22 protein-coding genes are annotated in these 25143 nt (G+C 73.0%); 10 read left to right on the top strand and 12 right to left on the bottom strand.

What is annotated here, in order from left to right; translation table 11 throughout:
• Both AC156L_RS03595 and AC156L_RS03590 read left to right on the top strand, forming a co-directional pair.
• A partial coding sequence (locus AC156L_RS03595) for an ABC transporter permease (protein ID WP_484406584.1) occupies positions 1–689 on the top strand: 689 nt, incomplete at its 5' end.
• A gap of 6 nt (positions 690–695) precedes the next feature.
• Entirely contained in the window at positions 696–1778 is a 1083-nt protein-coding gene (locus AC156L_RS03590; protein ID WP_330879873.1) for an ABC transporter ATP-binding protein, read from the top strand.
• A gap of 8 nt (positions 1779–1786) precedes the next feature.
• Here the strand turns inward: AC156L_RS03590 and AC156L_RS03585 are convergent, their stop codons facing one another.
• Both AC156L_RS03585 and AC156L_RS03580 read right to left on the bottom strand, forming a co-directional pair.
• Positions 1787–2530 (bottom strand): acyltransferase, encoded by a 744-nt coding sequence (locus tag AC156L_RS03585; RefSeq protein ID WP_330879875.1) that lies wholly within the window; start codon positions 2528–2530, stop codon positions 1787–1789.
• Complete coding sequence (locus tag AC156L_RS03580; RefSeq protein ID WP_330879877.1) at positions 2527–3417, bottom strand: LysR family transcriptional regulator; 891 nt, start codon at positions 3415–3417, stop codon at positions 2527–2529. The genes AC156L_RS03585 and AC156L_RS03580 overlap by 4 nt, the downstream gene beginning before the upstream one ends.
• 75 nt (positions 3418–3492) lie before the next feature.
• On the opposite strand from AC156L_RS03580, the gene AC156L_RS03575 reads away from it, so the two are divergent.
• The 5 genes from AC156L_RS03575 (at position 3493) to AC156L_RS03555 (ending at position 10452) form a co-directional block, all read left to right on the top strand.
• Positions 3493–4602, top strand: a complete 1110-nt coding sequence (locus AC156L_RS03575; RefSeq protein ID WP_330879879.1) for a M20/M25/M40 family metallo-hydrolase — start codon at positions 3493–3495, stop codon at positions 4600–4602.
• Positions 4599–5579 carry a pyridoxal-phosphate dependent enzyme gene (locus tag AC156L_RS03570; RefSeq protein ID WP_330879882.1) on the top strand — a complete coding sequence of 327 codons (981 nt, stop codon included), beginning with the start codon at positions 4599–4601 and terminating at the stop codon, positions 5577–5579. Before AC156L_RS03575 ends, AC156L_RS03570 begins: the two co-directional genes overlap by 4 nt.
• A 58-nt stretch (positions 5580–5637) precedes the next feature.
• Complete coding sequence (locus AC156L_RS03565; RefSeq protein ID WP_330879883.1) at positions 5638–8928, top strand: GH92 family glycosyl hydrolase; 3291 nt, start codon at positions 5638–5640, stop codon at positions 8926–8928.
• Between the two features lie 101 nt (positions 8929–9029).
• A complete protein-coding gene (locus AC156L_RS03560; RefSeq protein WP_330879884.1) occupies positions 9030–9662 on the top strand; it encodes an HAD family hydrolase in 633 nt (210 codons plus the stop codon).
• 34 nt (positions 9663–9696) lie between these two features.
• Entirely contained in the window at positions 9697–10452 is a 756-nt protein-coding gene (locus AC156L_RS03555; protein ID WP_330879886.1) for a RibD family protein, read from the top strand.
• Here AC156L_RS03555 and AC156L_RS03550 read toward each other — a convergent pair.
• Genes AC156L_RS03550 through AC156L_RS03530 form a run of 5 tightly spaced genes read right to left on the bottom strand, consistent with a single transcriptional unit; the run spans position 10449 to position 16142 of the window.
• Positions 10449–11423 carry an alcohol dehydrogenase catalytic domain-containing protein gene (locus AC156L_RS03550; protein WP_330879888.1) on the bottom strand — a complete coding sequence of 325 codons (975 nt, stop codon included), beginning with the start codon at positions 11421–11423 and terminating at the stop codon, positions 10449–10451. The genes AC156L_RS03555 and AC156L_RS03550 overlap by 4 nt on opposite strands.
• Entirely contained in the window at positions 11399–12688 is a 1290-nt protein-coding gene (locus AC156L_RS03545) for an aspartate aminotransferase family protein (protein WP_330879890.1), read from the bottom strand. The genes AC156L_RS03550 and AC156L_RS03545 overlap by 25 nt, the downstream gene beginning before the upstream one ends.
• On the bottom strand, positions 12688–14112 hold the full coding sequence (locus AC156L_RS03540; RefSeq protein ID WP_330879892.1) for a trehalose-6-phosphate synthase: 1425 nt from the start codon (positions 14110–14112) through the stop codon (positions 12688–12690). The genes AC156L_RS03545 and AC156L_RS03540 overlap by 1 nt, the downstream gene beginning before the upstream one ends.
• A gap of 6 nt (positions 14113–14118) precedes the next feature.
• The gene (locus AC156L_RS03535; RefSeq protein WP_330879894.1) at positions 14119–15009 is read right to left on the bottom strand and encodes an SDR family oxidoreductase; all 891 of its coding nucleotides are present in this window, start codon (positions 15007–15009) and stop codon (positions 14119–14121) included.
• Positions 15006–16142, bottom strand: coding sequence for an MFS transporter (locus tag AC156L_RS03530; RefSeq protein ID WP_330879896.1), 1137 nt, complete (start codon positions 16140–16142; stop codon positions 15006–15008). Before AC156L_RS03530 ends, AC156L_RS03535 begins: the two co-directional genes overlap by 4 nt.
• A 156-nt stretch (positions 16143–16298) precedes the next feature.
• Between AC156L_RS03530 and aroB the strand changes: the two genes are divergently transcribed.
• The 3 genes from aroB to AC156L_RS03515 are packed head-to-tail and all read left to right on the top strand — an operon-like array spanning position 16299 to position 20403.
• The gene (gene aroB, locus AC156L_RS03525; RefSeq protein ID WP_330879898.1) at positions 16299–17447 is read left to right on the top strand and encodes a 3-dehydroquinate synthase; all 1149 of its coding nucleotides are present in this window, start codon (positions 16299–16301) and stop codon (positions 17445–17447) included.
• Positions 17444–19330 carry a TIM barrel protein gene (locus AC156L_RS03520; protein ID WP_330879900.1) on the top strand — a complete coding sequence of 629 codons (1887 nt, stop codon included), beginning with the start codon at positions 17444–17446 and terminating at the stop codon, positions 19328–19330. The genes aroB and AC156L_RS03520 overlap by 4 nt, the downstream gene beginning before the upstream one ends.
• On the top strand, positions 19330–20403 hold the full coding sequence (locus tag AC156L_RS03515) for a sugar phosphate nucleotidyltransferase (protein ID WP_330879902.1): 1074 nt from the start codon (positions 19330–19332) through the stop codon (positions 20401–20403). The genes AC156L_RS03520 and AC156L_RS03515 overlap by 1 nt, the downstream gene beginning before the upstream one ends.
• On the opposite strand, the gene AC156L_RS03510 is transcribed toward AC156L_RS03515, so the two are convergent.
• The 5 genes from AC156L_RS03510 to AC156L_RS03490 are packed head-to-tail and all read right to left on the bottom strand — an operon-like array spanning position 20400 to position 24933.
• Complete coding sequence (locus tag AC156L_RS03510) at positions 20400–21560, bottom strand: THUMP-like domain-containing protein (protein WP_330879904.1); 1161 nt, start codon at positions 21558–21560, stop codon at positions 20400–20402. The genes AC156L_RS03515 and AC156L_RS03510 overlap by 4 nt on opposite strands.
• On the bottom strand, positions 21561–22469 hold the full coding sequence (locus tag AC156L_RS03505; RefSeq protein ID WP_330879906.1) for a class I SAM-dependent methyltransferase: 909 nt from the start codon (positions 22467–22469) through the stop codon (positions 21561–21563).
• A gap of 49 nt (positions 22470–22518) precedes the next feature.
• Positions 22519–23298 carry an enoyl-CoA hydratase/isomerase family protein gene (locus AC156L_RS03500; protein WP_330879908.1) on the bottom strand — a complete coding sequence of 260 codons (780 nt, stop codon included), beginning with the start codon at positions 23296–23298 and terminating at the stop codon, positions 22519–22521.
• A gap of 60 nt (positions 23299–23358) precedes the next feature.
• The gene (locus AC156L_RS03495) at positions 23359–24159 is read right to left on the bottom strand and encodes an SAM-dependent methyltransferase (protein WP_330879910.1); all 801 of its coding nucleotides are present in this window, start codon (positions 24157–24159) and stop codon (positions 23359–23361) included.
• A 3-nt stretch (positions 24160–24162) separates the two neighbouring features.
• Positions 24163–24933, bottom strand: coding sequence for an ABC transporter ATP-binding protein (locus tag AC156L_RS03490; RefSeq protein ID WP_330879946.1), 771 nt, complete (start codon positions 24931–24933; stop codon positions 24163–24165).
• Positions 24934–25143 lie beyond the last annotated feature (210 nt).

Genomic DNA, 25143 nt, shown 5'->3' with positions numbered 1-25143 from the left:
CGACCGTGATGGCGGTGGTCGCCGCTCCCCTGGCCGGGCTCCTCGGGGTGCTGATCGCCTACCTGGTCGTCCGGAAGCTGCCGCGGTTCGGGCCCGTGCTCGACTTCGTCGCGATGCTCGGCGTCGCCGTGCCCGGCACCGTGCTCGGGATCGGCTTCGTGCTGGCGTTCCGCTCGGAGAACCTGCTCGGCGGCGTCACGGTCGTCCCGTCGCTCGTCGGCGGCGCGGCGGTGCTCGGCGGCGCCGTCGGCATCGTGGTCGTGCTGGTCGTCCGCAGCCTGCCCGCGGCCGTCCGGGCGGGGGTGGGCTCCCTGCACCAGATCCACCCGTCGATCGACGAGGCGTCGGCGAGCCTCGGGGCCGACGACTCGACCACGTTCCGCCGGGTCACGCTGCCGCTGATCCGGCCCGCGCTGCTGGCGGGCCTGACGTTCGCCATCGCCCGCTCCATGACGACCCTGTCGCCGATCGTGTTCCTCACGACCCCCGACACCAAGATCATGGCCTCGCAGATCCTCGCCGAGGTCGACGCGGGCCGGTTCGGCAACGCGTTCGCCTACTGCTGCGTGCTGATGGCCATCGTGCTCGCGCTGATCGGCCTGGTGCGCCTGGCCCTGCGCGACCGGCGACCGGCACGCGCCACCCCGATCCCCGACGCGCCCGTGCTCGTGGGCGCCGTGAAGGAGTAGACGGCCATGGCCGACCACCACGCGGGCCACGTCGTGCTCACCGACCTCGTGAAGCGCTACGAGAACACCGATCCCACCGCCCGCCCCGCCGTGGACGGGGTCAGCCTGGACGTCCGGGCGGGCGAGTTCCTGACCCTGCTCGGCCCGTCCGGCTGCGGGAAGACCACGACCCTGCGGATGGTCGCGGGGTTCGAGACCCCCACCTCGGGCGGTGTGTCGGTGGACGGCGCCGACGTGCTCCCGCTGCCGCCGAACAAGCGGCCGATGGCGATGGTGTTCCAGAGCTACGCCCTGTTCCCGCACCTGTCGGTGTTCGAGAACGTCGCCTACGGGCTGCGCATCGCCCGCACCCGCCGCGAACGGCTGGAGGAGGCCGTCGAGATCGCGTTGACGAGCATGAACCTCACCGGGCTCGGCGAGCGGTTCCCGCACCAGCTCTCCGGCGGCCAGCAGCAGCGGGTCGCGCTCGCCAGGGCGATGGTGGTGCGGCCGTCCGTGCTGCTGTTCGACGAGCCGCTGTCCAACCTGGACGCGAAGTTCCGGGAGCAGATGCGGCGGGAGATCCGGCTGCTGCAACGGCGGATGGGCATCACCAGCCTGTACGTCACGCACGACCAGGCCGAGGCGATGAGCCTGTCCGACCGGGTCGTGGTGATGAACGCGGGCCGCGTCGAGCAGGTCGCCGCGCCCGCCGAGGTCTACACGCGGCCCGCGTCGGTGTTCGTGGGCAACTTCATCGGGCGCGCGACGTTCCTCCCCGTCCCCGACGCCGTGGTGCGGGACGAGCGGGCCCGCGTGGAGGTGTTCGGGCGGGAACTGGTGGTGGCCGCGCACCGGGGGGCCGGGAGCGGGGCGGTGCTGATGATCCGCCCGGAGTCGGTGTCGGTCACGCCCACGTTCGAGAACGGGACCGGGATCGTGCGCAGCGCGGTGTACCTGGGGGCGGGTGTGGACTACGAGGTGGAGACGGACCACGGGACCGTGCTCGTCTCGGTGGCCGACCCGGACGTGGACCAGCTCCTGGTGGAGGGGACGAAGGTGGGCCTGGACGTCGACCCGTCACGGGCCTACCTGCTGCCGCGCGGGTAGGGGCGGCTCTAGGCCTTCTTGGCCTTCTCCAGCGCCTCGGCCGCCTTGCGGGCCATGTCCCGCACGGCCGCGCGGCGGACCGCGTCCGCCTCGTAGTCCTCGCGCCGGTCCCGCACCACCCGTGCCGGGATGCCCACCGCGATCTTGTAGTCCGCCACCTCACCGCGCACCACGGCGTGCGCGCCGACGACGCACCCGCGGCCGATGACGCTGCCGCGGGTGATCGTGACCTTCGTGCCCAGCCAGGTGTCCGGGCCGATGCGCACCGGCGACTTCACGATCCCCTGGTCCTTGATCGGCAGGGTGATGTCGGCCGTCACGTGGTCGAAGTCGCAGATGTAGACCCAGTCGGCGACCAGGGTGGCGGCGCCGATCTCGACGTCCAGGTAGCAGTTGACGGTGTTGTCCTTGCCGAAGACGGCCTTGTCGCCGATGCGCAGCGAGCCCTCGTGGCAGCGGATCGCGTTGCCGTCGCCGATGTGCACCCAGCGGCCGATCTCCAGCCGCCCGTAGCCGGGGCGGCAGTGGATGTCGACCTTCTTGCCGAGGAACACCATGCCGCGCAGCACGATGTGCGGGTTGGCGACCCGGAACTTCAGCAGGCGCCAGTACCGGACCAGGTACCAGGGCGTGTAGGCGCGGTGGCGGAGCACCCACCGCAGCGACGCCAACGTCAGGAACCGGACCTGGGCCGGGTCACGGCGGGAACGGCTCCACTTCGCGGCTACGGGCGAGCCCCACATGCTGGTCACAGCAGAGGACCGTAGTCGATGCGGGCCGCCTCCTCGTGGAGCAGGCGTTCCAGGGTGAGGACGACCTGCGGTGTGCGCCTGGTGTCCAGCCTGGTCGCGTACACGTCGCGGGTCAGCGGGGTGCCCGTCAAGGGGCGGGCCACCACGGCCGCCGCCGAGTGCCGCAGGGACAGGCGGGGCAGCAGGGCGACGCACAGGCCTGCCTCCACCAAGCCGATGACGGTGTGGAAGTCGTCGCCCTCGAAGCGCAGCTCCGGGCGGACTGCGGCCAACTCGCGGACGACGTCCAGGCGCAGGCACGCCTGCGGGGCGGCCACCCAGGTGTCGCCCGCCAGGTCGGCCAGGTCGACGGTCGGGCGGGACGCCAGCGGGTGGTCGGCGGCCAGCACGGCCAGCACCGGTTCGCGGACGACCAGCCTGCGGCGCAAGCCCGCGGGCAGCGGCGTCGGGTCCTGGGCGTAGTCGAACGTGAGGGCCAGGTCCAGGTCGCCGCGTGCCAGGGCCGTGTAGGCGGCGTCGGTCTCGACCTGGCAGAGGGCGATGGGCACGCCCGCGAGGCGGGCCAGCGCGCCGGGGACGACGTGGGCGGCGGCTGAGGCGAACGCGCCCAGGCGGATCTGGCCGGTGCTGCCGTCGCGGACGGCGTCCAGCTCCACGGCGGCGGTGGCCAGCACGGCGCGCAGGCGGAGTTCGGCTTCCAGCAGGACCTGGCCCGCCTGGGTGGGGCGGACGGGGCGGCGTTCCAGCACGCGGAGGCCTATTCGGCGTTCCAGGTCGGCGATCTGCTGGGACACCGCGGGGGCGCTGTAGCCGAGTTCGGCCGCCGCCGCGGCGAACGAGCCGGTGCGCACGACCGCTTCCAGGGTGGCAAGCAGGCGGGGGTCCACCAGATAAGCATCGCTTACCCGTGGCGAAGTAGCCATTGCTTGTGCTTAACCGGAAAGCCCAACAGGATCGGACGTGTGGAACAAGACGTGGTGGACCTGGTGGCCCGGCTGGTGGAGATCGACTCGGTGAACCCGTCGCTGGTCCCCGGCGCGGCGGGCGAGGGTGAGATCGCGGGGTTCGTCGCGGACTGGGCGCGGCGGGCCGGGCTGCGGGTGGAGGTCGTCGAGGAGACGCCGGGACGGCCGAGCGTGGTCGTGCGGTCCAACCGGACCGGGACGGGGAGGACGCTGCTGCTGTGCGGGCACCTCGACACGGTCGGGCACGCCGAGCCGTTGGGCGCGCGGGTCGACGGCGACCGGTTGTACGGCCGCGGCGCCTACGACATGAAGGCCGGGCTGGCCGCCGCGCTGATCGCGTGCCGGGAAGCCGACCGCGCCGGGATCGGCGGCGAGGTGGTGGTGGCCGCGGTGTCCGACGAGGAGCACTCCAGCCTCGGCGTCCAGCAGGTGCTCGACCGGCTCACCGCCGACGGCGCGATCGTGTGCGAGCCGACCGAACTGACCGTCGTCACCGCCCACAAGGGCTTCGTCTGGACCGAGATCCGGGTCGTCGGCAAGGCCGCCCACGGGTCGCGCCCGCACCTGGGCGAGGACGCGATCCTCAGGACCGGTCCCGTGCTGGTGGCGCTGGACCGGCTCAACGAGCGGCTCCGCTCCCGCGAGCACCCGAGGCTCGGACCGGGCACACTGCACGCGTCGCTGATCACCGGCGGCCGGGAGGAGTCCACCGTGCCCGACCTGTGCGTCCTGACGATCGAGCGCCGCACCCTGCCCGGCGAGTCGGTGGCCGACGTGGAACGCGACGTCGCCGACCTGCTGGCGTCGTGCGACGTGACGGCGACCAGCCGCACCACGCTGTCGCGCGAGCCGTTCGAGATCGACGAGGAGCACGGGTTCGTCGGTGAGGTGGTGGCCGCGGTCGGCGCGGCGCTGGGCAGGCCCGCGGAGCTGGCGGGCGCGTCCTACTGGGCCGACTCGGCGTTCCTCGCGGCGGCAGGCATCCCCACCGTCCTCTTCGGACCTCCCGGCGACGGCGCGCACGCCGGGGTCGAGTGGGTCGGTCTCGGGGGGACGGTCGAGTGCGCCCGCGCGCTCCTCGCCACCGCGAAGGGCTTCTGCCGATGACGTTCACGCCCAACCCGCACTTCCGCCCCGACGCGGTGCCGCCGCCCGCCGGTCCGGAGGTGCAGGCGTTCCACCGCGGGATGCCGGGCTACCGGCCCTCGCCGATCCGCACGGTCGACGGGGTGCGGCTGAAGGACGAGTCGAACCGGTTCGGCCTGCCCGCGTTCAAGATCCTCGGCGCGTCCTGGGCGGTCGAGCGCACGGTGCGCGCCCACCCGGACACCCGCGTGCTGGTCACGGCCAGCGCGGGCAACCACGGGCGCGCGGTCGCCCGCGTGGCGGCGCAGCGCGGGCTCGGCTGCCGGGTCTACCTGCCCGTCGTCACGAGCGCGAGCCGGGCCGACCTGATCGCCGCCGAGGGCGCGGACGTGGTGCGGGTGGACGGCGACTACAACGCCGCCGTCGCGCTGGCGGAGCGGCACGCGGCCGAGCCGGGCGCCGCGCTGCTCGCGGACACGGCGCTGGAGCCCGCCACCGGCCCGCCCGAGTGGGTCATCGACGGCTACTCGACCCTGTTCCGGGAGATCGACGTGCCGGCGGACGTGCTGCTGGTGCCGACGGGGGTCGGGTCGCTGGCGGCGGCCGCGGTGCGGTGGGCCGTCCACGAGCGACCGGGAACGGCCGTCGTCGCGGTCGAACCGGCCACCGCGGCGTGCGTGACCGCGTCGATCGTCGTGGGCCGGATGGCCGCCGTGGACACGCCCGGCACGACCATGGCGGGCATGGACTGCGCGACGCCGTCGGCGGTGGCGTGGCCGACGCTGCTGCACGGTCTGACCGGGACGATCACGGTGACGGACGTCCAAGCGGCGCGGGCGATGCGCGACCTGGCGGTCGCGGGGCTGACCATCGGCGACTGCGGGGCGGCGACGCTGGCGGCGTGGCGGGCGGGCGGCGCGCCGGGCCGTTCGGTGCTCTGCGTGGCGACGGAGGGAGCGTCGGACCCGGACGCCTACGCCAGGGCCTTGTCCGCTTGACGACAAGAATCCCTCACCGTCTGGAGCTGACCGGTGACCGTGGGTATGGTCCGCGTCCATGCAGCGAAGAGGTGTCCTGACCACCGCCGTGGCCGTGGCCACGCTCGTGCTGGGCGTCTGCTCGGCTCCCGCCGCGCTCGGCGACCCCGCGGCCCTGGCCGAAGACCCCGCGTCCCTCGTCAACCCCCTGATCGGTACGACGAACCTCGGCAACACCTTCCCCGGTGCGGTGGCGCCGTTCGGCATGCTGGCGTGGAGCCCGGAGCTGTCCAGGGGCAACGCCACCCGCGCCGCGGCGCCGGGCGGCTACCACCACGACGTGAACAGGGTGCGCGGGTTCAGCCTGACGCACATGTCCGGCACCGGGTGCGCGGGCGGCTCCGGCGACATCCCCTTCTTCCCGCACGTCGGCGCGGTGACGACCTCCCCCGCCTCCGACGGCACGGACGCGGTGTACTCCAGCACGTTCAAGCACGAGAACGAGGTCGCCAAGGCGGGCCACTACACCGTCGGCCTCGACTCGGGCGCGAAGGCGGAGCTGACCGCGACGCAGCGCACCGGGTCGGGGCGGTTCACGTTCCCGGCCGACGAGCCCGGCACGGTGCTGATCCGCACGGCCAACTCCGAGGTCGGCAGCACCGCGTCGGACGTGACCGTCGACGCGGCGACGCGCACCGTCACCGGCTCCGTGACCAGCGGCAACTTCTGCGGCTACATCAACCAGGTCGGTAGGCGCAGCTACTACACGCTGCACTTCGTCGCCCAGTTCGACCAGCCGTTCACGTCGGTCGGCACGTGGCAGGACGACGTCGTCACGCCCGGCTCGACCACGTCGACCGGCGCGACGACCTACGGCACGGCCGGGTGGCCGCTGGTGGGCAAGGGGTCCGGCGCCTACATCGGGTTCGACACGGCGAAGAGCCCGACCACGAACGTCAAGGTCGGCATCTCCTACGTGAGCCTGGACAACGCCAAAGCGAACCTGAAGGCGGAGAACCCGCCGCGGCAGACGTACGAGAAGACCCGCGACGGCGCGGTGGAGGCGTGGAACGAGCAGCTCAGGCGCATCCGGGTCGGCGGCGGCACGGCCGATCAGCGGACCACGTTCTACACCGCGCTCTACCACTCCCTGCTGCACCCGAACGTCTTCAGCGACGTCAACGGCGAGTACCGGGGCGTGGACGGCGAGAAGCACCGGGTGTCCGGCGGGCAGGAGGTCCAGTACGGCACCTTCTCCGGCTGGGACGTCTACCGCTCGCAGCTCCAGCTCCTCACGCTGCTGGAGCCGGACGTCGGCTCGGACATCGCGCGGTCGCTGCTCAACCAGGCCGACCAGAACGGCGGCGTCTGGGACCGGTGGACGCACGCCTCCGGCGGCACGCACGTGATGAACGGCGACCCGTCCGCCCCCGCGCTCGCGGGCATCCACGCCTTCGGCGGCACCGACTTCGACGTGCGGTCGACGCTGACGTCGCTGGTCAAGGCCGCGACCGTGCCGACGGCGCTGGACCTGAGCCGCGACGGCTGGGCGGTCATGTCGGTCGGCCAGCGCCCGTCGCTGGACAAGTACCTGGACAAGCACTACATGCCGTCGGTGTCGAACGCCTGGGGCGGCGCGGCCGAGACGCTGGAGATGTCCACGGCCGACTTCGCCCTGTCCGAACTCGCGAAGGACGTGGGCGACCCGGCGACCGCGGCGGTGTTCGCCGAGCGCTCCCAGTGGTGGCAGAACAACTTCGACCCGGTCGCGCACGGCACCGGCGGGTACGTCCGCAACCGCAACGCCGACGGCACGTGGGTGCGCGACTTCGCGCCCGGCACGGAGAACGGGTTCGTCGAGGGCACCAGCGCCCAGTACACGTGGATGGTGCCGCACAACGTGGCCGGGCTGGTCGAGTCGATGGGCGGCCGGGACCGGTTCAACCAGCGGCTGGACACCTTCTTCCACCAGGCGGACGGCAGCTGGGCGTTGAGCAACGCGGGCCCGGACAAGGCGGCGCTCGACAACGAGCCGTCGATCGGCTCGCCGTGGCTCTACTCCTACACCGGTCAGCCGCACAAGGCGCAGCAGACGATCCGCCAGGCGGTGAACACCCTGTGGGGCGACAAGACCGGCGGCATCCCCGGCAACGACGACCTCGGCGCGATGTCGTCGTGGTACGTGTTCGCGGCGATGGGCATGTACCCGCTGGTGCCCTCGCGCGCCGAACTCGTGCTCGGCAGCCCGCTGTTCCCGAGGATCGAGGTCGACCGGGACGGCGGCAGGGACATCACCATCACGGCCCCGCGGGCCGCTGCCGACGCGCCGTACGTGCGGTCGCTCAAGGTGAACGGCAGGGCGTCCACGAAGCCGTGGCTGCCGGAGTCGTTCGTGCGGAACGGCGGCAGGCTCGACTACGTGCTCGGCACGACCGCGAACACCGCGTGGGGCTCGAACCCGGCCGACGCGCCACCGTCGTTCCGCGACGGCGAGCAGCCGATCGACCACAGCCAGCCGTTCCACCTGACCGTGTCGCCGACCAGCCCGACGCTCGCGCCCGGCGGGTCGATCGAGGCGGCCGTGCTGGCGAAGCGGCTCTACGACGGGGACCCCGCCGTCGGCTACGCGATCACCGGTGACAGCGCGCTGGTCTTCACGCCGTCGAGCGGCGCGGTGCCGATCGACGACACCGGCGCGAAGTTCACCGTCTCCACCGCGGCGGGCACCCCGCAGGGCTTCTACTCCGCCACGGCCACGGTGACCGTCGCCGGCGCCGAGCCCGTGGTGCTGCCGCTGACGGTGAAGGTGGCCGAGCCGGGCAGCATGCTGGCCGCGGTGGACAACATCGGCGTGTCCGACGACAAGGGCTCGGAGGAGGCCGACTTCGACGGCGGCGGGTACAGCTACTCGCGGCAGGCGCTCGCCGCGGCCGGGCTCACCCCCGGCGGTGCGGGCACGGTGGACGGACTCGCGTTCACCTGGCCGAACTCGCCGGAGGACCGCGCGGACAACGTGGTCGCCGCCGGGCAGGACATCGACGTGGGCGGCACGAGGCTCGCGTTCCTCGGAGCGGCGGCGGGCGGCGCGCGCACGGCGGCGGGCACGGTGACCTTCACCGACGGCACGACCGCGCCGATCGACCTCGGGTTCAGCGACTGGACCCTCGGCGGCGGCTCGCAGAACCCGTCCTACGGCAACGTCGTCGTGGCCAAGACGCCGTACCGCAACCAGATCGGCGGCGGCAGCGAGCAGGTGGTGACCCACATCTTCGCCACGAGGACGTACACGGCGCCCGAGGGCAAGGTGCTCAAGAGCGTGGAACTGCCCACGAACGGAGGCCTGCACGTGTTCGCCATCGCCTCCGCGTAGGCGGGACCGGTGGTCGGGGCGGGAAACTCCGCCCCGACCACCGGTTTGCGACGGGTGGCGTTCCGGGCAGCCCACCGGTAAACCGAGTGGAGGCCGTCATCGTGTTCAGCGGAGTCCTGTTCGACTTCTCCGGCACCCTGTTCGACGACAAGTCCGTGCTCGACCCGGCTCGCGCGACCATCGGCGACGACACGATCACGCGGGTGCTGTCCGTCGTGGACTCCCCGGAGGGGATCGAGGCCCGCCGCGGCTGCGACGTGTCCCGCGAGCGCCACCGGGCCGTGTGGACGACCCTGATCGCCGAGGCGGGTCCGTACAGCACCGAGGTCGTCGGCGCGATCTACCGGGCGCTCACCGACCCGGCGGCGTGGACGCCGTACCCCGACACCGCGCGGGTGGTCACGGCGCTGCACGAGCGCGGCGTGCGCGTCGGCGTGGTGAGCAACATCGGCTGGGACATCAGGCCCGCGCTGGCCGACGCGGGCGTGCTGGACGTGCTGGACACCGTGGTGCTGTCGTGCGAGCACGGCGTGGAGAAGCCCGACCCCGCGCTGTTCGCGCTGGCGTGCGACAAGCTCGGGCTGGAGCCGGGGTCGGTGCTCTACGTCGGCGACGACCCGGTCAAGGACGGCGCGGCCGTGCGGGCCGGGATGCCGGTCTACCTGCTGCCCAGCGAGCGGTCGGCGACCCGCGACCGCGGTCTGGTGGCGGTGCTGGAGCTGGCCCAGCGCTGACGGGGCGGACCCGTTCGGCGCTACCGTCCGCGCCATGCCCAGCACCAGCACCCGCCCCCGCGTCGTCGTCTCGGTCGTCACGACCGCCGACGGACGGGTCGCCCCCAGCCGCGCGGAGCGGCTGCTCGACGACGACGCGAACCGGCGGTGGCGGGCCGTCTGGCCGCCGGACACCGCCGACCTGCTGGCCCGGCGGGCGGAGGCCGTCGACCGCCACCGCCCGACGCTCGTGCTGGAGGGCAGCGGCACCTTCGTGGCCGACGACGACGGCCCGTGCGAGCTGCCCGCGACGTCGGTGCCCGCCGAGGAGCTGCGGACGGACTTCCTCCCGCACCGCACGCCGCGGTGGTTCGCCGTGGTCGACGGCCGGGGCCGGGTTCCGTGGACCCACAAGGGGGACGCGGAGACGAGCCTGCTGGTCGTCACCTGCCGGAGCACGCCGCTGCCCTACCTCGCGCACCTGCGCCGGGAGGCGATCCCGTACCTCGTCGCGGGTGACGACCGGGTCGACCTGGCCGCCGCGCTGACCGCGTTCCGCGACCGGCTGGGTGTCGAGTGCGTCGTCTCCGAGGCGGGCGGCGGCCTCAACGGCGCGCTGCTGCGGGCGGACCTCGTCGACGAGCTGCACGTCGTCACCGTCCCCGCCCTGGTGGGCGGTCTCGGCACGCCGTCGGTCGTGGACGGACCACCGCTCGCCCCCGGCGCGACCCCGGTGCGGCTGCGGCTGGTGACCGCCGAGGTCGGCGAGCACGGCACCATCCGGACCCACCACGAGGTCGACCGGTCCTAGGGCCGCACGAGCACCTTGCCCAGCACGCGGTCGGTGGCGAGCCGGTCCAGTTCCGCGGGCAGGTCGGCCAGCGCCACCTCACCGGTCACCAGCGGCTCCACGACGAGGCCGCCCGCCAGCGCCGCCACGGCACGGGGGAAGTCGGCGGGGCCGGTGCCGTAGCTGCCGCCGACGACGACCGGTTTGCCGTGCCAGCCCGCGAGCCACGCGGACTCCCGGCGCCGCACCGCGTCGAGGTCGCAGTCGAGGTCGGGCAGGCGGTCACCGGCCTTCGTGCCGCCGTAGAGCATCACGACCCCACCGGGCCGCACGAGGCCCAGCGCGTCGCGCAGCAGGTCCGGGAACACGAAGCTGGTCGCGACCACCACGACGTCCTGGCTGTCCGGCTCGACGTCACGACCGACCGCCGAGGGCAGCACGCCCCGTTCGGCCAGGAAGTCCAGCCGGTCGCGGCCCCGGTTGCGCAGCGCCACGCGCGCGCCCGCGAGGTCCATCAGCCCGGCGATCAGCACGCCCGCCACGCCCGCGCCGAGCACGGTGACCGTGCGCGGCGGGGCACCCGCGTGCCGTTCGGCCATCGCCACGCAGTGCGCGGCGCACGCGGCGGGCTCGGCGAACACCAGCGTCCGCGCGCCGACCCCGTCCGGCACGCGGGGCAGCGCGCGGACCAGGTCCTCCTCGGTGCCCGACACCCAGAGCGCGCGGGCGAAGCCGCTGCCCCTGCGGACGGGGACGTTGGGGTCGAGGCAGACCCGCGTGCCGACGGGCAGGACGCCGTCCTCGACCACGCCGACGAGTTCGTGGCCGAACTGGCTCGGCCCGCCGCGCACGCCGGTGATCTCCTTGAGGTCCGAGCGGCACACGCCCATCAGCTCGGTGCGCACCAGGACGCCGGGCGTCCCGTCGCGCGCGGGCGGTTCGTGGACCAGGCGGGGGCCTTCGGCGGTCAGCGCGACGGCGAGCTGGTCCACACGGTCTCCAGGGCTTCGGCGAACCGGTCGGCGATCAGGTGGGCGTCGTCGACGGTGAGGACCAGCGGTGGCCGCAGCTCGATCACGTTGCCGAGGCCGTGCTCGGACACCCGCGTGATCACCCCGAGGTCGCCGAGGGCGGCGCTGAGCGCCGTCGCCAGCCGGGGCGACTTCGACCCGTCCGGTTCGGCCAGTTCGACGCCGAGCATGAGCCCGACGCCGCGGACGTCGTCCAGGAGGTCGAAGCGCTCCCTCAACTCCGTGAGCCGGTCGAGGAGCACCTGCCCGGTGGCGCGGACGTTGGCCAGGAACTCGGGCTGCTTCACGATGTCCAGCGTCACCACGGCGGCGGCCGCGGACAGCGTGTGGCTGCCGTAGGTGAAGCCGTGCAGGTTGCGCGGCATCCCGACGAGGTCCTCCTCGGTGATGATCGCCGCGAGCGGCAGGCCGCTGCCGGTGAGGCCCTTCGAGACCGTGATCATGTTCGGTGCCACGCCGAAGTGGTCGGCGGCGAACAGCGAGCCGGTGCGGCCGAGGCCCGTCTGGTTCTCGTCGAAGATCAGCACGATGTCCCGCTCGACGCAGAACTCCTTGAGCCGCTGGAGGTAGCCCGGTGGCGGGACGACGTTGCCGCCGACGCCGCTGATCGGCTCGATGATCATCGCGGCCACGCTGCCGGTCGACGCGTAGGTGATGAAGTCGTCGATGCGGTCGACGCACAGCTTCCCGCAGCTGTCCGGTCGCTGGGCGTAGAAGCAGCGGTGGCAGTACGGGTCGGGCACGTGCAGCGCGCCCGGCATGTGCTGCTGGAACGGGGCCCGGATGCGCGCCGAGCCGTTCCACCCTGCGGCGGCGACGGTCTGCCCGACGTGCCCGCGGAACGGGACGATGACGTCCCGCTTCCCGGTGTGCCACTGGGCGATCTTGATCGCGCCCTCGTTCGCCGTCGACCCGCCGGAGCTGCGCAGGTTGACCTTCGTGAGGTTGGGCGGGGTCAGCTCGACCAGCTGCCGCATCACCCGGTTCGTCGGGTCGGTCTGGAACGACGAGCTGGCGAACACCAGGTCGTCGGCCTGGCCCTTGATCGCCGCGATCACGGCGGGGTGGTTGTGCCCCAGCACCAGGTTGAACGTGCCCGACACGCAGTCCAGGTACTCGCGCCCCTCGGAGTCCCACATGCGGACGCCCTCGCCGCGCACCAGCCGCACGTCGCCCAGCTCGTAGTAGGCGTCGTCCTTCGGGTTGACCCCGGTGACCGGGTGCATCAGCGCAGGCCCAGGCTGCCGAGCTGGGTGTCGACCCAGCGCTCCAGCGTCCACGGTTCGGCGGCCTCGCGGCGCCTCGACGCCGACGCGGCCCGCTCCTCCGGCGACGCCAGCAGGGCCGCCGCGATGGCCTCGGCCTGCTCGGACACGTCGAACGGGTTGACCGAGCGGCACACCTCCGAGAGCACCTCGGCCGCGCCCAGCATCTCCGACATGATCACGTCGGCGTCCCGCCGGTTGACCAGCGGGGCCTCGAACACGCTCAGGTTCTGGCCGTCCACGGTGGAGTTGAAGACGAGCAGGTCGGCCCGCTCGAAGCAGCCGAAGCTGTGGTTGACCTCGTTGTCGCAGTGGGTGCGCACGGTGTCCTCGCCCAGTGCGGCGTTGGCGGCGGCCACCTCCTCCTCCACCCGGCGCACGTAGTCGGAGTTCGCCTCGACGTAGAGGCGGTTGGGGTTCATCCGCACCAGCATCCGCGTGCCCGCGAGTTCCGGGTTCGCCTTGACCGCCTCGACGAACGCCCGCACCGCGCGCCAGCCGTTCTTGATCGGGTCCGTGCGTCCGGAGTGGACGACCAGCCGGTGGTCACCGGCCCACTCCTCGATGCCCTCCGGCATGGTGGAGTTCCTGCGGTGCAACGTCTCCGGGCTGTAGCCGAGCACCTGCGTGCGCACCCGGCAGGTCCGGCCGCGCCACGTGACGGTGCTCGCGGCGTGGTCGACCACGGCGTCCGGGAACAGGTCCTCCACGCACGCCAGGAAGTTGCGCGACCAGCGGTCGGCGAAGAAGCCGATCACGTCGGAGGCGAGCATCCCCTCGATGATGCCCGTGCGCATCGGCTTGGGCAGGATGCGCCAGTAGTCCGCCGACGGCCACGGGATGTGCACGAAGTGCAGGATGGGCGCGTCCGGCCGCCGCGCCCTGATCCGCGCGGGCACGCGGACGAGCTGGTAGTCGTGCACCAGGTAGACGGGGTCGGCCACGTCGGCGGAGCGGGCCAGCAGCTCGCGGGCGTAGTCCTCGGTGAACTCGTCGAACGCCCGCCACGCCTGCCGGGTCTCCTCGCCGAACGTCGGCGTCGTCCACTTGTCCCAGCCGTAGTTGTTGCCCGCCCACAGGAGTTCGGCGGTGAGGAAGTCCTGCACGACCCGGAACGTCTCGCGGTCGTGCCGCAGCGGGTGCACGGTGATCTCGCGGCCGGACGGGAGTTCGGTGACGATCCCGTCCGGGTTCTGCTCGGAGGCGAGGTGGTCGTCGTCGGTGTCGGCGCTGACGATCCACGACACGTCGAGGTAGCCCGCCTGCTCGGCGACGACGTTGCCGGTGCCGCCGGGAGCCAGCCACGCCTTGAGCAGTCCGGTCTCGGGGTCGGGCGCGTACGTGACGACCGCGCGCTTGCTGGCCAGGAACAGGTGCTTGCTCATCGGTCCTCAGTCCTCCACGACGTCGTTCTCGGTCAGGACGACCGCTCCGGCGTCCACCCCCAGCGGAGCGAGAGCGGCCAGTTCGGGGAGTTCGTGCGCCCTCGTGCTGTGCAGGCAGGCGTTGACCGGGCGGCTGGCGTAGTGCCCCTCGGCCCTGGGCTGGGAGCGCACCAGCGCCGGGTCCGCGCCGATCGCGAGCGCGATCCGCCGCGCCCACGCGTACCGGGTCAGCCGCTCGGGCCCGCCCAGGTGCAGCAGCCCGGTGCGGCCCGCGAGCAGCAGCGCCGCCGTCCACGCGGCCACGTCGTCGACCAGCACCGGGGTGTTCCAGTGGTCGTCCGGCACGTCGACGCCGCTGCCGTCGCGCAGCGACCGGACGCAGGTGGTGAAGAAGTTCGGCCGGATGCCGTCGGGTTCCCAGCCGTAGACCAGGCTCACCCGCAGCGCCAGCGCGGACCCGGTGTCGAGCAGCGTCCGCTCGGCCGCCAGCTTCGCCCTGCCGTAGGCGTTCGCGGGCGAGACCTCGTCGGTCTCGGCGCTGCTGGGGCGGGTGCCGTCGAAGACGTTGTCGGTCGAGATCAGCAGCACCGGACGGCCGTCGGAGGCGGCGGCGACGTTCGCCGCCCCACCGGCGTGCGCGGCCTCCGTCTCGGCCGGGTTCCGCTCGCACCAGGTGATGTCCGACGGGCCGTGCACGACGACCAGCGCGTCCGTGTCGGCGACGACCTCGCGGCAGGCGTCGGGGTCGCGCACGTCCAGCTCCCGCCACGGCAGGCCCCGCGAGGTGGCCGTGGCGGGCCGGTGCCGGGACGCCACCACGGGGTCCACGTCGAGGGCGCGCAGCCGAGCCCCGACCGCCGCGCCGAGGAACCCGCTGCCGACGACCAGCGCCCTCACCCGGCGACTCCTTCGGGCTTCGGGACGCGCAGCAGCGCGGTGGCGACGGCGACCACCACGCCGCCCGCCGCGATCACGGCGAACGCGGTGGACAGCCCCCAGCTCGCGGCCAGCAGGCCGACGAGCGGCGGGCTGCCGAGGAAGCCCAGGTAGGAGATCGTGGTGACGGTGGTGATCGCGGCGGGCCTGCCCGCGTCGTCGGTGGACTTGCCCGCCATGCCCAGCAGCGTCGGCACCGCGGGTGCCAGCCCGACCCCCGCCAGCGCGAACCCGGCGAGCGCGAACGCGGCGGGCAGACCGGCCGGTTCGGTGACCACCGCCAGCACCAGGCCGAACGCGCCCAGGACGCTGCCGAACACCACCACCGTGAGGCCGGAGAAGCGTTCTCCCTGCCACTGGGCGAGCATCCGACCACCGGCCAGGCCGATCATGTACGCGGCGGGGGCGGCGCTGCCGAGCAGCGGACCCGCGCCGAGGTTCTGCTCCAGGTGGATCGCACCCCACTGCTCCACGGCGTTCTCCATGAAGAGGACGATCGCCGCGACGAGGCCGAAGGAGACCAAAAGGGGCGTCAGGGTCCGCGCGCGGACCGTGGAGTCCGAAGTGGACTGCGAACGCCAGCCGGACCGGTCGACCGCGAGGTAGGCGCTCACCAGGACCAGCACGGCGATGACCAGCAGGACTTCCCGCGACGACGCCCCCAGTTGCCGGGCGAGCCCGACCGAGGGCGCGGCGACCACCATCGCGAGCGGGGTGGCGGCGTGGACCTTGTTGAAGAGCCTGACGCCGTCCCGCGCCTCGTGCGCGGCGGTGGTCGCGTTGAGGGCGACCTCGATGGCCCCGGACGTCGCACCAATCAAGACGAGGGAGGCCGCGAACGTCACCGGCGAGTACGTCCACCCCGGCAGCGCGCACGCCACGGCGAAGGCCAAAAGTACAAGCGGCAGTGCCCTTTCGCGCAATCGAGACACGAGTTTTCCGGTGATGACCATGGCGGGCAGAGCGCCGAACGGGATGCCGAAGAGGGCGAGTCCGAACTCCGAGTCGGTGGCGTCGATCTGGTCCTTGACCTCGGGCAGGAGCCCGGCCCAGCCTCCCCAGAACAGTCCCCAGCTCGTGGCCGCGAAGATCAATCCACTGGTGTTCGGACGGGGTGGCGGCGGACTTGCCAACACTGTCTCCCCTCACTGATTGGGTTACGTTGGGTTCAGTGTTTGTGAACCCAACGTAACTCCGAGATGGACGAGCTGCCAACCGACGCCTATCGGGTGATCCCCGAAAGGAGACAGATGGACAGTCGCGACTACTTGGTCACCGATCGAATCCCCTTGCCCGGCGGGCCTTCCGTCGTGCGGGTCGAGGTGACCCGCGAAGACGCCTACCGGATCGACGTGGTGCCCGACGTGGACAGTGCGATCGCCACACTGCTGGCCGAACTGGACGGTCGGCGGGCCGTCGTGATCACCGACCACGTCGTGGCCGAGCTGCACGCGGGCCGGGTGGTCGAGGCGCTGCGGGCGAACGACCAGCTCCTGGGCACGACGTCCATCCCCAGCGGCGAGAAGAGCAAGACGGCCACCACGGCGTTCGAGCTGATGGACTGGTTGGCGCAGATAGGTTTCGCCCGACGCGACGTCGTGGTCGCACTGGGTGGTGGCGTCATCGCGGACACCGTCGGCTGGGTGGCGAGCGCCTACATGCGCGGCGTGCCGTACGTGAACATGCCGACCACGCTGCTGGGCCAGGTGGACGCGGGCATCGGCGGCAAGGTCGCCGTCGACCACAGCCAGGCCAAGAACCTGGTCGGCGCGTTCTACCAGCCGCGGGCGGTCATCTCCTGCCTGGAGTACCTGGGGACCCTGGACCGCAGGCAGGCGAGGGCCGGGCTCGCCGAGGTGGTGAAGAAGGCCGTGATCGCCTCGCCCGCGCTGTTCGAGCACATCGAGCGGAACGTGGACGACCTGGTCGAGTGCCGCTCGCCCGCGGTGGACGTGCTGGTGCACGCCGCCAGCGCCATCAAGACCGAACTGGTGGGCCGGGACCCGTACGAGGTGGACCTGCGCAGACCCCTGAACTTCGGCCACACCGTCGGCCACGCCGTGGAGACCGTGACGGACTACGGCCCGGTGCTGCACGGCGAGGCCGTCGCGTTCGGCATGGCGGTCGCGGTCGACGTGGCCAGGTCGCGCGGGGTGGTCGACCCGGCGACGGCCGACCGGGTGGTGGCGCTGATCAGGAAGCTCGGACTGCCCGTCTCGCTGGCGGACCTCGGGGTCGAGGTCGACGTCGACGACGTCCTCGGGGCGCTGGCGAAGATCCGCCAGATCCGGGACGGCAGCCTGCGGTTCGTGCTACCGGTGGAGCTGGGCACGACGGCCATCGTGGAGGACGTCACCTCCGCCGAGGTGCGGGAGGCGCTGACGAGGGAGCGGCTGTGAGCCCGCTGTGGACCATTGACGCCGGCGGGACCGGGACCGCGACGACCGGCCCCGGCGGCAGGCGCCGGTACGGGTCGGTCAACCCGGCGGCGAGCGGCACCGAGGCGGCGGACGCCGTGCTGCGGACCGTGTTCACCGACCTGGCCGCCTCGCTGGGCGGCCGGGCCGGTGAGGGCTGGATCGCCACGGCCACGGTGGACCCCCGTGATCCGGGGTCGGAGCTGGAACGCCTGCGCCGGACCGCCGAACGGGCGGGCCTGCGCGGGCGGCTCGTCGTGTCCAACGACGCCCTGCCGTGGCTGGTGGCCCCGCCGCTGTCCGGGCGGGGTGTCGCGGTCGTGTGCGGCACCGGTTCCGGCTTCCTGGCGAGCGACGGCCGCTCCCCCGCCGTGCGGGTCGGGAGCTGCGAGTACCTCGGCAGCGACGAGGGCAGCGCGTACGACCTCGGCCTGTCCGGGCTGCGCGCCGCCGTGCGCGCGCTCGACGGCCGGGGACCGGACACGGTGCTGACGAAGCACTTCGGGGTGGCGACCGCGCGGGACCTCGCGCGGCGGGCGTTCCCGAAGGCGGCCGTGGCCGCGCTGGCACCCGTGGTGTGCCGGGCGTGGCTGGACGACGACGCCGTGGCGGGCGACCTGGTCACCGCCGCGATCGGCGAACTCGGTCTCGGGGTTCGTGCCGCCGCCGCGGCGGCGGGCCTCGAGGGCGAGTGGACCGTGGCGGCCGGGGGCGGTGTGTTCCTCGGCTGCCCGGAGTTCCTGACGGAGTTCCGCGGCGAGGTGCTGGGCGAGGTCGTCGCCGTGACCGATCCGAACGCGACGATCGAGGCCGCGCTGACGGCCGGCGTGCCGGACTGGGCGCTGGACGACTGCGCGTGGACGCTGGAGCTGGCCGCTCCCCCGCGCTCCGCGGTGGCGGTGCCCGCCACGACCACCGGGCCCGTCGCGCTCGGGCTGTGCCTGGCCGCGTGGGGCGGCGGGAGCCTGTCCGACGCGCTGGACGCGGCTCGCACGAGCGGCGTGGACGCGGTCGACCTGCCCACCGACACCACGTCGGGGCTGGTGGACGCCGACCGCTGGGCGGCCGACGCGGAGTACCGGTCCGAGCTGCGCGAGGCCGTGGCGGGCCTGGCCGTGACGTGCGTCAGCAACAGCCGCGACACCCAGCTCCTGCTGGGGCCGCACGGCCCGCACACCGATCCGGTGCTGACCGGGCCGCCGGACGAGAAGCGGGCGCACGCGCTGCGGCACGCGGAGCACGCGATCCGGATCGCCGCCGACCTCGGCGCGCGCCAGGCGCGGCTGATGTTCGGCGTCCCCGACCTGTCGCGGTGGCTGTCCTGGTGGCACAGCGACGTCTCCTGGGCCGACAACGTGCGGGCGTGGGTCGAGGCGGCCGAGCCGGTGCTGGAGCTGGCGCGGGAGCACGGGGTGCGGGTGCTCGTGGAACCGCACCCGAAGCAGGTGGCCTACGACCCGGAGAGCACGCGGGCCCTGCTGGACGCGGCCGACGTGGACCTGTGCCTGGACGTCGCGAACCTCGCGGCGGTCGGCTACGACCCGGTGTCGGTCGTGCGCGGCTGGGGTACCCGGCTCGGGGCCGCGCACGCCAAGGACCTCCAGCGCTGGACCGGGACCGACCGGCCGACCGGCGCGGGCTGGTCCCGCTACGGGCCAGGTCCGGCGATCCGGTTCCGCTCGCTGGGTTCCGGTGACCTGCCGTGGCCGGGCGTGGTCGCCGCGCTGCTCGACGAGGGCTTCCGCGGCGTGCTGTACGTCGAGCACGAGGACGCGCTGCTGCCCAGGCAGCAGAGCGTCGCCAACTCGGTGCGGCTGCTGCGCCCGCTGCTCCCGGAACGCGAACCGCAGGGGAGGACGTGGTGATGGACGACGTCAGGGCCGCGCTGCTGGCCGGCGGGCTCGGCGAGCGCATGGGGACGCTCACCGCGAGGACGTGCAAACCCCTCGTCCCCTACGCGGCCTCGTGCAGGCTGGTCGACTTCAGCGTGGACAACGCGCTGCGGTCCGGCATCCCCGAGCTGGTGCTGATGTCGCTGCACCGCGAGCGCGACCTCATCGACCACCTGCTGCGGAGCTGGGACGGCACGGCGCTGAAGGTCCACTTCGGACCGCACGACGACCTCGTGCGCGACCCGTCGTTCACCGGTCCGCTGCCGGAGCGCGCGCCGGAGCTGGGCACGGCCGACGCGCTGATCTCCAACGCGGAGCACCTGTTCGCGCCGGGCGCCCGCGACCTGCTGGTGCAGCACGCGGACCACGTCTACTCCTACGACTACGGGCCGATGCTGGCCGCGCACCGCGAGAGCGGCGCCGACGTGACGATCGGCGTGCAGGCCATCGAACGCCGGTACGTCACGCTGTTCGGCATGGTCGAGGTGAACGACGACCTGACCGTGCGGCGGCTGGTGGAGAAGCCGCCGAACCCCACGTCGGACCTGGTCTTCACCGCGTTCTGCCTGTTCCGCGTCGACGCTCTGGTGAAGGTGCTGGACGAGCTGGCGGCGCTGGGCGTGGACGGGTGGCAGCACGACATCAGCCGCGACGTGCTGCCCGCCATGATCGCCACCGGCCGCAAGGTGCTCGCCCACCCGGTCACCGGCTACTGGGCCGACATCGGCACGGTCGAGCGCTACCACTCGGGCCAGCTCGGGCTGATCGACCACCCGGAGGCGCTGCGGGCACCCAACACCCTCGGTGGTCCGGCGCCCCGGCGGATCGGCGGCAACCTCGTGGCGGGCGACCTGCCCGCGGGGGCCGACGTGCGGGGCAGCGTGCTGTTCCCCGGCTGCGTGGTCGAGCCGGGAGCGGTGGTGCACCGGTCGGTCGTGCTGCCGGGTGCCGTTGTCGCCGCGGGCGTCGAGGTGCGCGACACCGTCGTGGAGGCGGACGAGCACCTGACGACGTCCCGGTCCGGGATCGGGGAACTGGAGCCCTAGGTCCGTTCGGCGCGGCAGAGGATCGCGACGGGGCCGCTGCCGATCCTGGTCAGCACGACCGTGGCCTCGGCCGCGCCGGACAGCTTCAGCCTGCGCCGGAGCGCGTTCGGGTCGACGTCGAGGCCGCGCACCAGGATCTCCAGCCGTCCGACGTCGTGCTTGCGCAGCACGGCGCGCAGCGACTTCTCCGCGTAGTGCCCGTGCTCGACGACGCGGAACGCCCGGATGCCCGGCGGCGGCTCGTCCCCGGTCAGGTAGGCGATCCGCTCGTCGAGCTGGCCGAGCCCGTGGCGCGCGGCGTAGTGCCGGACCAGTCCGGCCCGCACGACCGCGCCGTCCGGGTCGACGATCCACTCACCGGGTGCGCGCACCGGGCAGTCGTCCGGCTCGGCGTCGGTGATCGTCCACTCCGGACTGCCCTGGCGCAGCACGGTCGCCCGCCTGGTCACACCCGGCGTGGCGAGCCCGCGCGTCCACAGGCACGCCTCGCGCACCCCGCCGTCCAGCGACACCAGCTCGACCTCGTCGGCCCACGGGGCCACGGCGAAGTCGATGCCCGGCGCGCACTTCACGGCCAGGTCCACGCCCGCGTAGGTGTCGGCGAGTTCGTCCAGCGGGGGCAGGAAGTCCGACGGCTTCCACGTCCGCCGCCCGGCCGAGTCCCGGCGGGCCGGGTCGGCCGTGACGGCGGAGGCCCGTGACACGCGGGTCAGGGCGTCCGCCCGCAGCAGCGGCTGGGACGGCCCGCAGTTGTTCCGCGCCATCGCCAGCCGCACGGGGTCCAGGTCGGAGCCGACGCACCGGTCGGCCACGCGCGCCAGCTCCACGAGGTCCGCGCCGATCGAGCACGTCACGTCGTGCACGACGCGACCGGCGAACCGCGCCGCCCGGTGCCGTCCGACCGGTGAGGCCGTGGCCTGCTGGAGGGCGTCGTCGGTGAACAGCCAGCCGCCCGAGCCGTCGATCTTGGCCTCGGCCTTCCGGCGCAGCAGCACCGTTTCCAGCACCGCCGCGAACCCGTCGCCCGCGATCCGGCGCGCGGCCGTCACGGCGGCCAGCCGGTCGGTCAGCGGCAGTTCCGCCACCTCGGCCACCGCGGCGCACCCGGCGTCGGAACGCAGGTGCGCCACGTCGGCGAGGGAGAACCGGTAGCCCACCTAGAGGGGCTTGCGACCGGTGATCGAGACGTTGTAGAACACCTCGCGCGGCAGCACCTTGGCGAGCACGTTCTCGTCCAGCCACGACAGCCGCTGCCAGCTCCGGTAGGCGAACATCGCCCAGCCGAAGCCCAGCTTGCCCTTCGGCACGGCGGCCTCGAAGGTGCGGACGGGCCAGCCGAACAGCGCGGCCGACAGCTCCTCCGTCACCGCCCTGACCTCGCGGGCGCCCGCCGCGCGAGCCGTGCGCTCCAGGTCACCGGGGTCGAACGTGTGCAGGTCCACCACCGCTTCGAGGGCCGCGGCGCGGGAGGACTCGTCCAGCTCCTCCTGCGGGCGGCGCCAGTCGGTGAGCACGGGCACCTTGGTGACGTTCGTGGTGAGCCACCAGGTGAGCTGGCCCAGCTTGCGGGCGTAGAAGTTGCCGATGTTCGTCGGGTCGCCCGCGAACACGAAGCGCCCACCGGGCTTGAGGACCCGCTGGACCTCCCGCATCGCCGCCTCGACGTCCGGGATGTGGTGCAGCACCGCGTGCCCGATGACGAGGTCGAACGTGTTGTCGTCGTACGGGATCCGCTCGGCGTCGGCCACGCGGCCGTCGACCGGCAGGCCCAGGTTCTCGGCGTTGCGGAGCGCGACCTCGACCATGCCCGGCGACAGGTCCGTCACCGAACCCTTCTTGATCACACCGCCCTGCATCAGGTTCAGCAGGAAGAAGCCCGTGCCGCAGCCCAGCTCCAGGGCGGTCTCGTACGGACCGACCCCGCCCGAGACCGCGCGGAAGCGGTCCGTGGCGTAGGTGATGCAGCGCTCGTCGTAGGAGATGGACCACTTCTCGTCGTACGTACCGGCTTCCCAGTCGTGGTAGAGCACGTTGGCGAGCTTGGGGTCCTTCCACGCCGCCTCCATCTGCTCGACGGTCGCGTGGGGCTGTGGTGTCGGATCGGGGGAAGCGGGGTCACTTGCCACTGAAGTTGGCCTTTCCGGGACCGTTCTCGATGAACGACTTCATGCCGACCGCGCGGTCCTCGGTGGCGAACAGCGCGGCGAACAGGTGGCTCTCCAGCTTCAGACCGCTGGTCAGGTCGGTGTCCAGGCCGCCGTCGATGGCGGCCTTCGCCGCGGCGTAGGCGAGGACGGGGCCGTTGACGAACTGGCCCGCCCACCGCTGCGCCGCCGAGTACACGTCGTCGGGTGCGACGACCTCGTCCACCATGCCGATGGCGAGCGCCTCCTGGGCCGTGACGAACCGGCCCGTGTAGATCAGGTCCTTCGTCCTGCTCGGACCGATCAGCCGCGCGAGGCGCTGCGTGCCGCCACCGCCGGGGATGATGCCCAGCAGGATCTCGGGCTGGCCGAGCTTCGCGTTGTCGCCCGCGATCCGCCGGTCGCAGCCGAGGGCGATCTCGAAGCCGCCGCCCAGCGCGTAGCCGGTGATGGCCGCGACCGTCGGCTTCGGGATGTCCGCGACCGAGCCCAGCGCCGACGACAGCGACCACGCGCGGGCGGTGATCTCCGCGTGCGTCATCGTCGCGAACTCCTTGACGTCCGCGCCCGCGGCGAACACCTTCTCGCCGCCGTGGACGATCACCGAGTACACGTCCGAGCGCTCGGTCGCCTCCCGCGCGGCGGCCTGGACCTCGTCCTGGACCTGCTTGTTCAGCGCGTTCATCGGCGGGCGGGCCAACCGGATGGTGCCGATGCCGCCGTCGACTTCCAGCGTGACGAACTCAGCCACAGGTCCTCCTCGACCAGGTCTTCAGCACTGCCGGACAGCAGGCAGGTTACCGCCCGGTAGTCACCGGCTCGACTTGACTCCGAGCCCGCCGTGGACGGGCACCTCCTCGGCGCCCTCGCGGTCGGGCCGCCAGTGCGTCAGCGTCGTGATGCCGGGCTCCAGCAGCTCGAACCCGTCGAAGAACCGCAGGAACCGGTCGTAGCCGCGGATCGCGGGCGCCAGGTACTCCTGCTCGAACAGGTCCACCGCCTCGTCCAGACCCTCGAACGTCGGGTCCGGCGTCGGGTGGCTCAGCGCGAGCAGGCTGCCGACCGGGACGGCGTCCCGGTACGCGGCCAGCGCGCCCTCCGGGTCGCGGTCGTCCGGCACGAAGTGCAGCGACAGCAGCGCCAGCACGGCGATCGGCTCGTCGAAGTCCAGCAGCCCGCGCACCGCGCCGTGACCCAGCACCGCGGGCGCGTCCAGCAGGTCGGCGTTGATCAGCGCCGTGTTCGGCGTGTCCGCGAGGATCAGCTGGCCGTGGGCGTGCACCACCGGGTCCAGGTCGACGTAGGCGACCTTGCAGCGGGGGTCGATGGCCTGCGCGACCTCGTGCACGTTGCCGACGCCGGGGATGCCCGACCCGAGGTCGAGGAACTGCCGGACGCCCGCGTGCACGCACACCCGCACCACCCGGTGCAGGAACGCGCGGTTGGCCAGCGCCACCTGCCGGATGATCGGCATCGCGGCCACGGCCTGCTTGGCCAGCTCGCGGTCGACGGCGAAGTTGTGCGCGCCGCCGAGCAGGTAGTCGTAGACCCGCGCGTCGTTCGGTTTGGTCAGGTCGACGATCGGCGGCACCCGCACCTCGGGGTCGACCACCGGTCACACCGCCTTGCGGCGCGCGAAGTACCGGTCACCCGACCGCTGGAGCTCCAGGGGCTGCGCGAACGTCGCCGACAGGTTCTCCTCGGTCAGCACGTCGTCGAGCAGCCCCTGCGCGACGACGCCGCCCTCGCGCAGCAGCAGCACGTGCGTGAAGCCCGGCGGGATCTCCTCCACGTGGTGGGTGACCAGCACCATCGCGGGCGCGTCCGGGTCCATCGCCAGCTCGGACAGCCGGGCCACGAGGTCCTCGCGACCGCCCAGGTCGAGCCCGGCCGCCGGTTCGTCCAGCAGCAGCATCTCGGGGTCGGTCATCAGCGCCCTGGCGATCAGGGTCCGCTTCCGCTCGCCCTCCGACAGCGTGCCGTAGGTGCGGTCGGACAGGTGCTCGATGCCGAGCGTGCCCAGCAGCTCCTTGGCGCGGGTCGTGTCCGTGACGTCGTACTCCTCGCGCCAGCGGCCGAGCACCGCGTAGCCCGCGCTGACCACGACGTCGACGACCTTCTCGTCCGCCGGGACCCGCCCGTTGAGCGCCGCGGAGCACAGCCCGATGCGCGGCTTCAGCTCGCGCACGTCGGTCTTGCCGATCCGCTCACCCAGCAGGTGCAGCTTGCCCTTGCTCGGGTGCAGCTCCGCGCTGGCCAGGCGCAACAGGGTGGTCTTGCCCGCGCCGTTCGGCCCGAGCACCACCCAGCGCTCGTCCAGCTCGACACTCCAGTCGATGTCGCCCACCAGCGTGGTCTTGCCACGCCGCACGGCGACACCGGCCATGTGGACGACCAGATCGGTCACGTCGACTTCCGAACTCTGCACAGTGCCCTGCCTCGCCCCGTGGTCGGTCACACGGCCATTGTTTCCGACCGCCCCCCGGTGGGGGTGCGGCGGGGTGCGTCTGGACGACGGGTGGAGCCTGGTCGCCGCCGGTTAGCCGACATGGATGAACTCGGCCGACCACGCCCGGAGGAGGCCTCGCTCACGCGC

The sequence above is a fragment of the Umezawaea sp. genome (assembly GCF_057122925.1).
The sequence above is the reverse complement of the archived record's forward strand: the minus strand, read 5'-3'. Positions and strand labels throughout refer to the sequence as shown.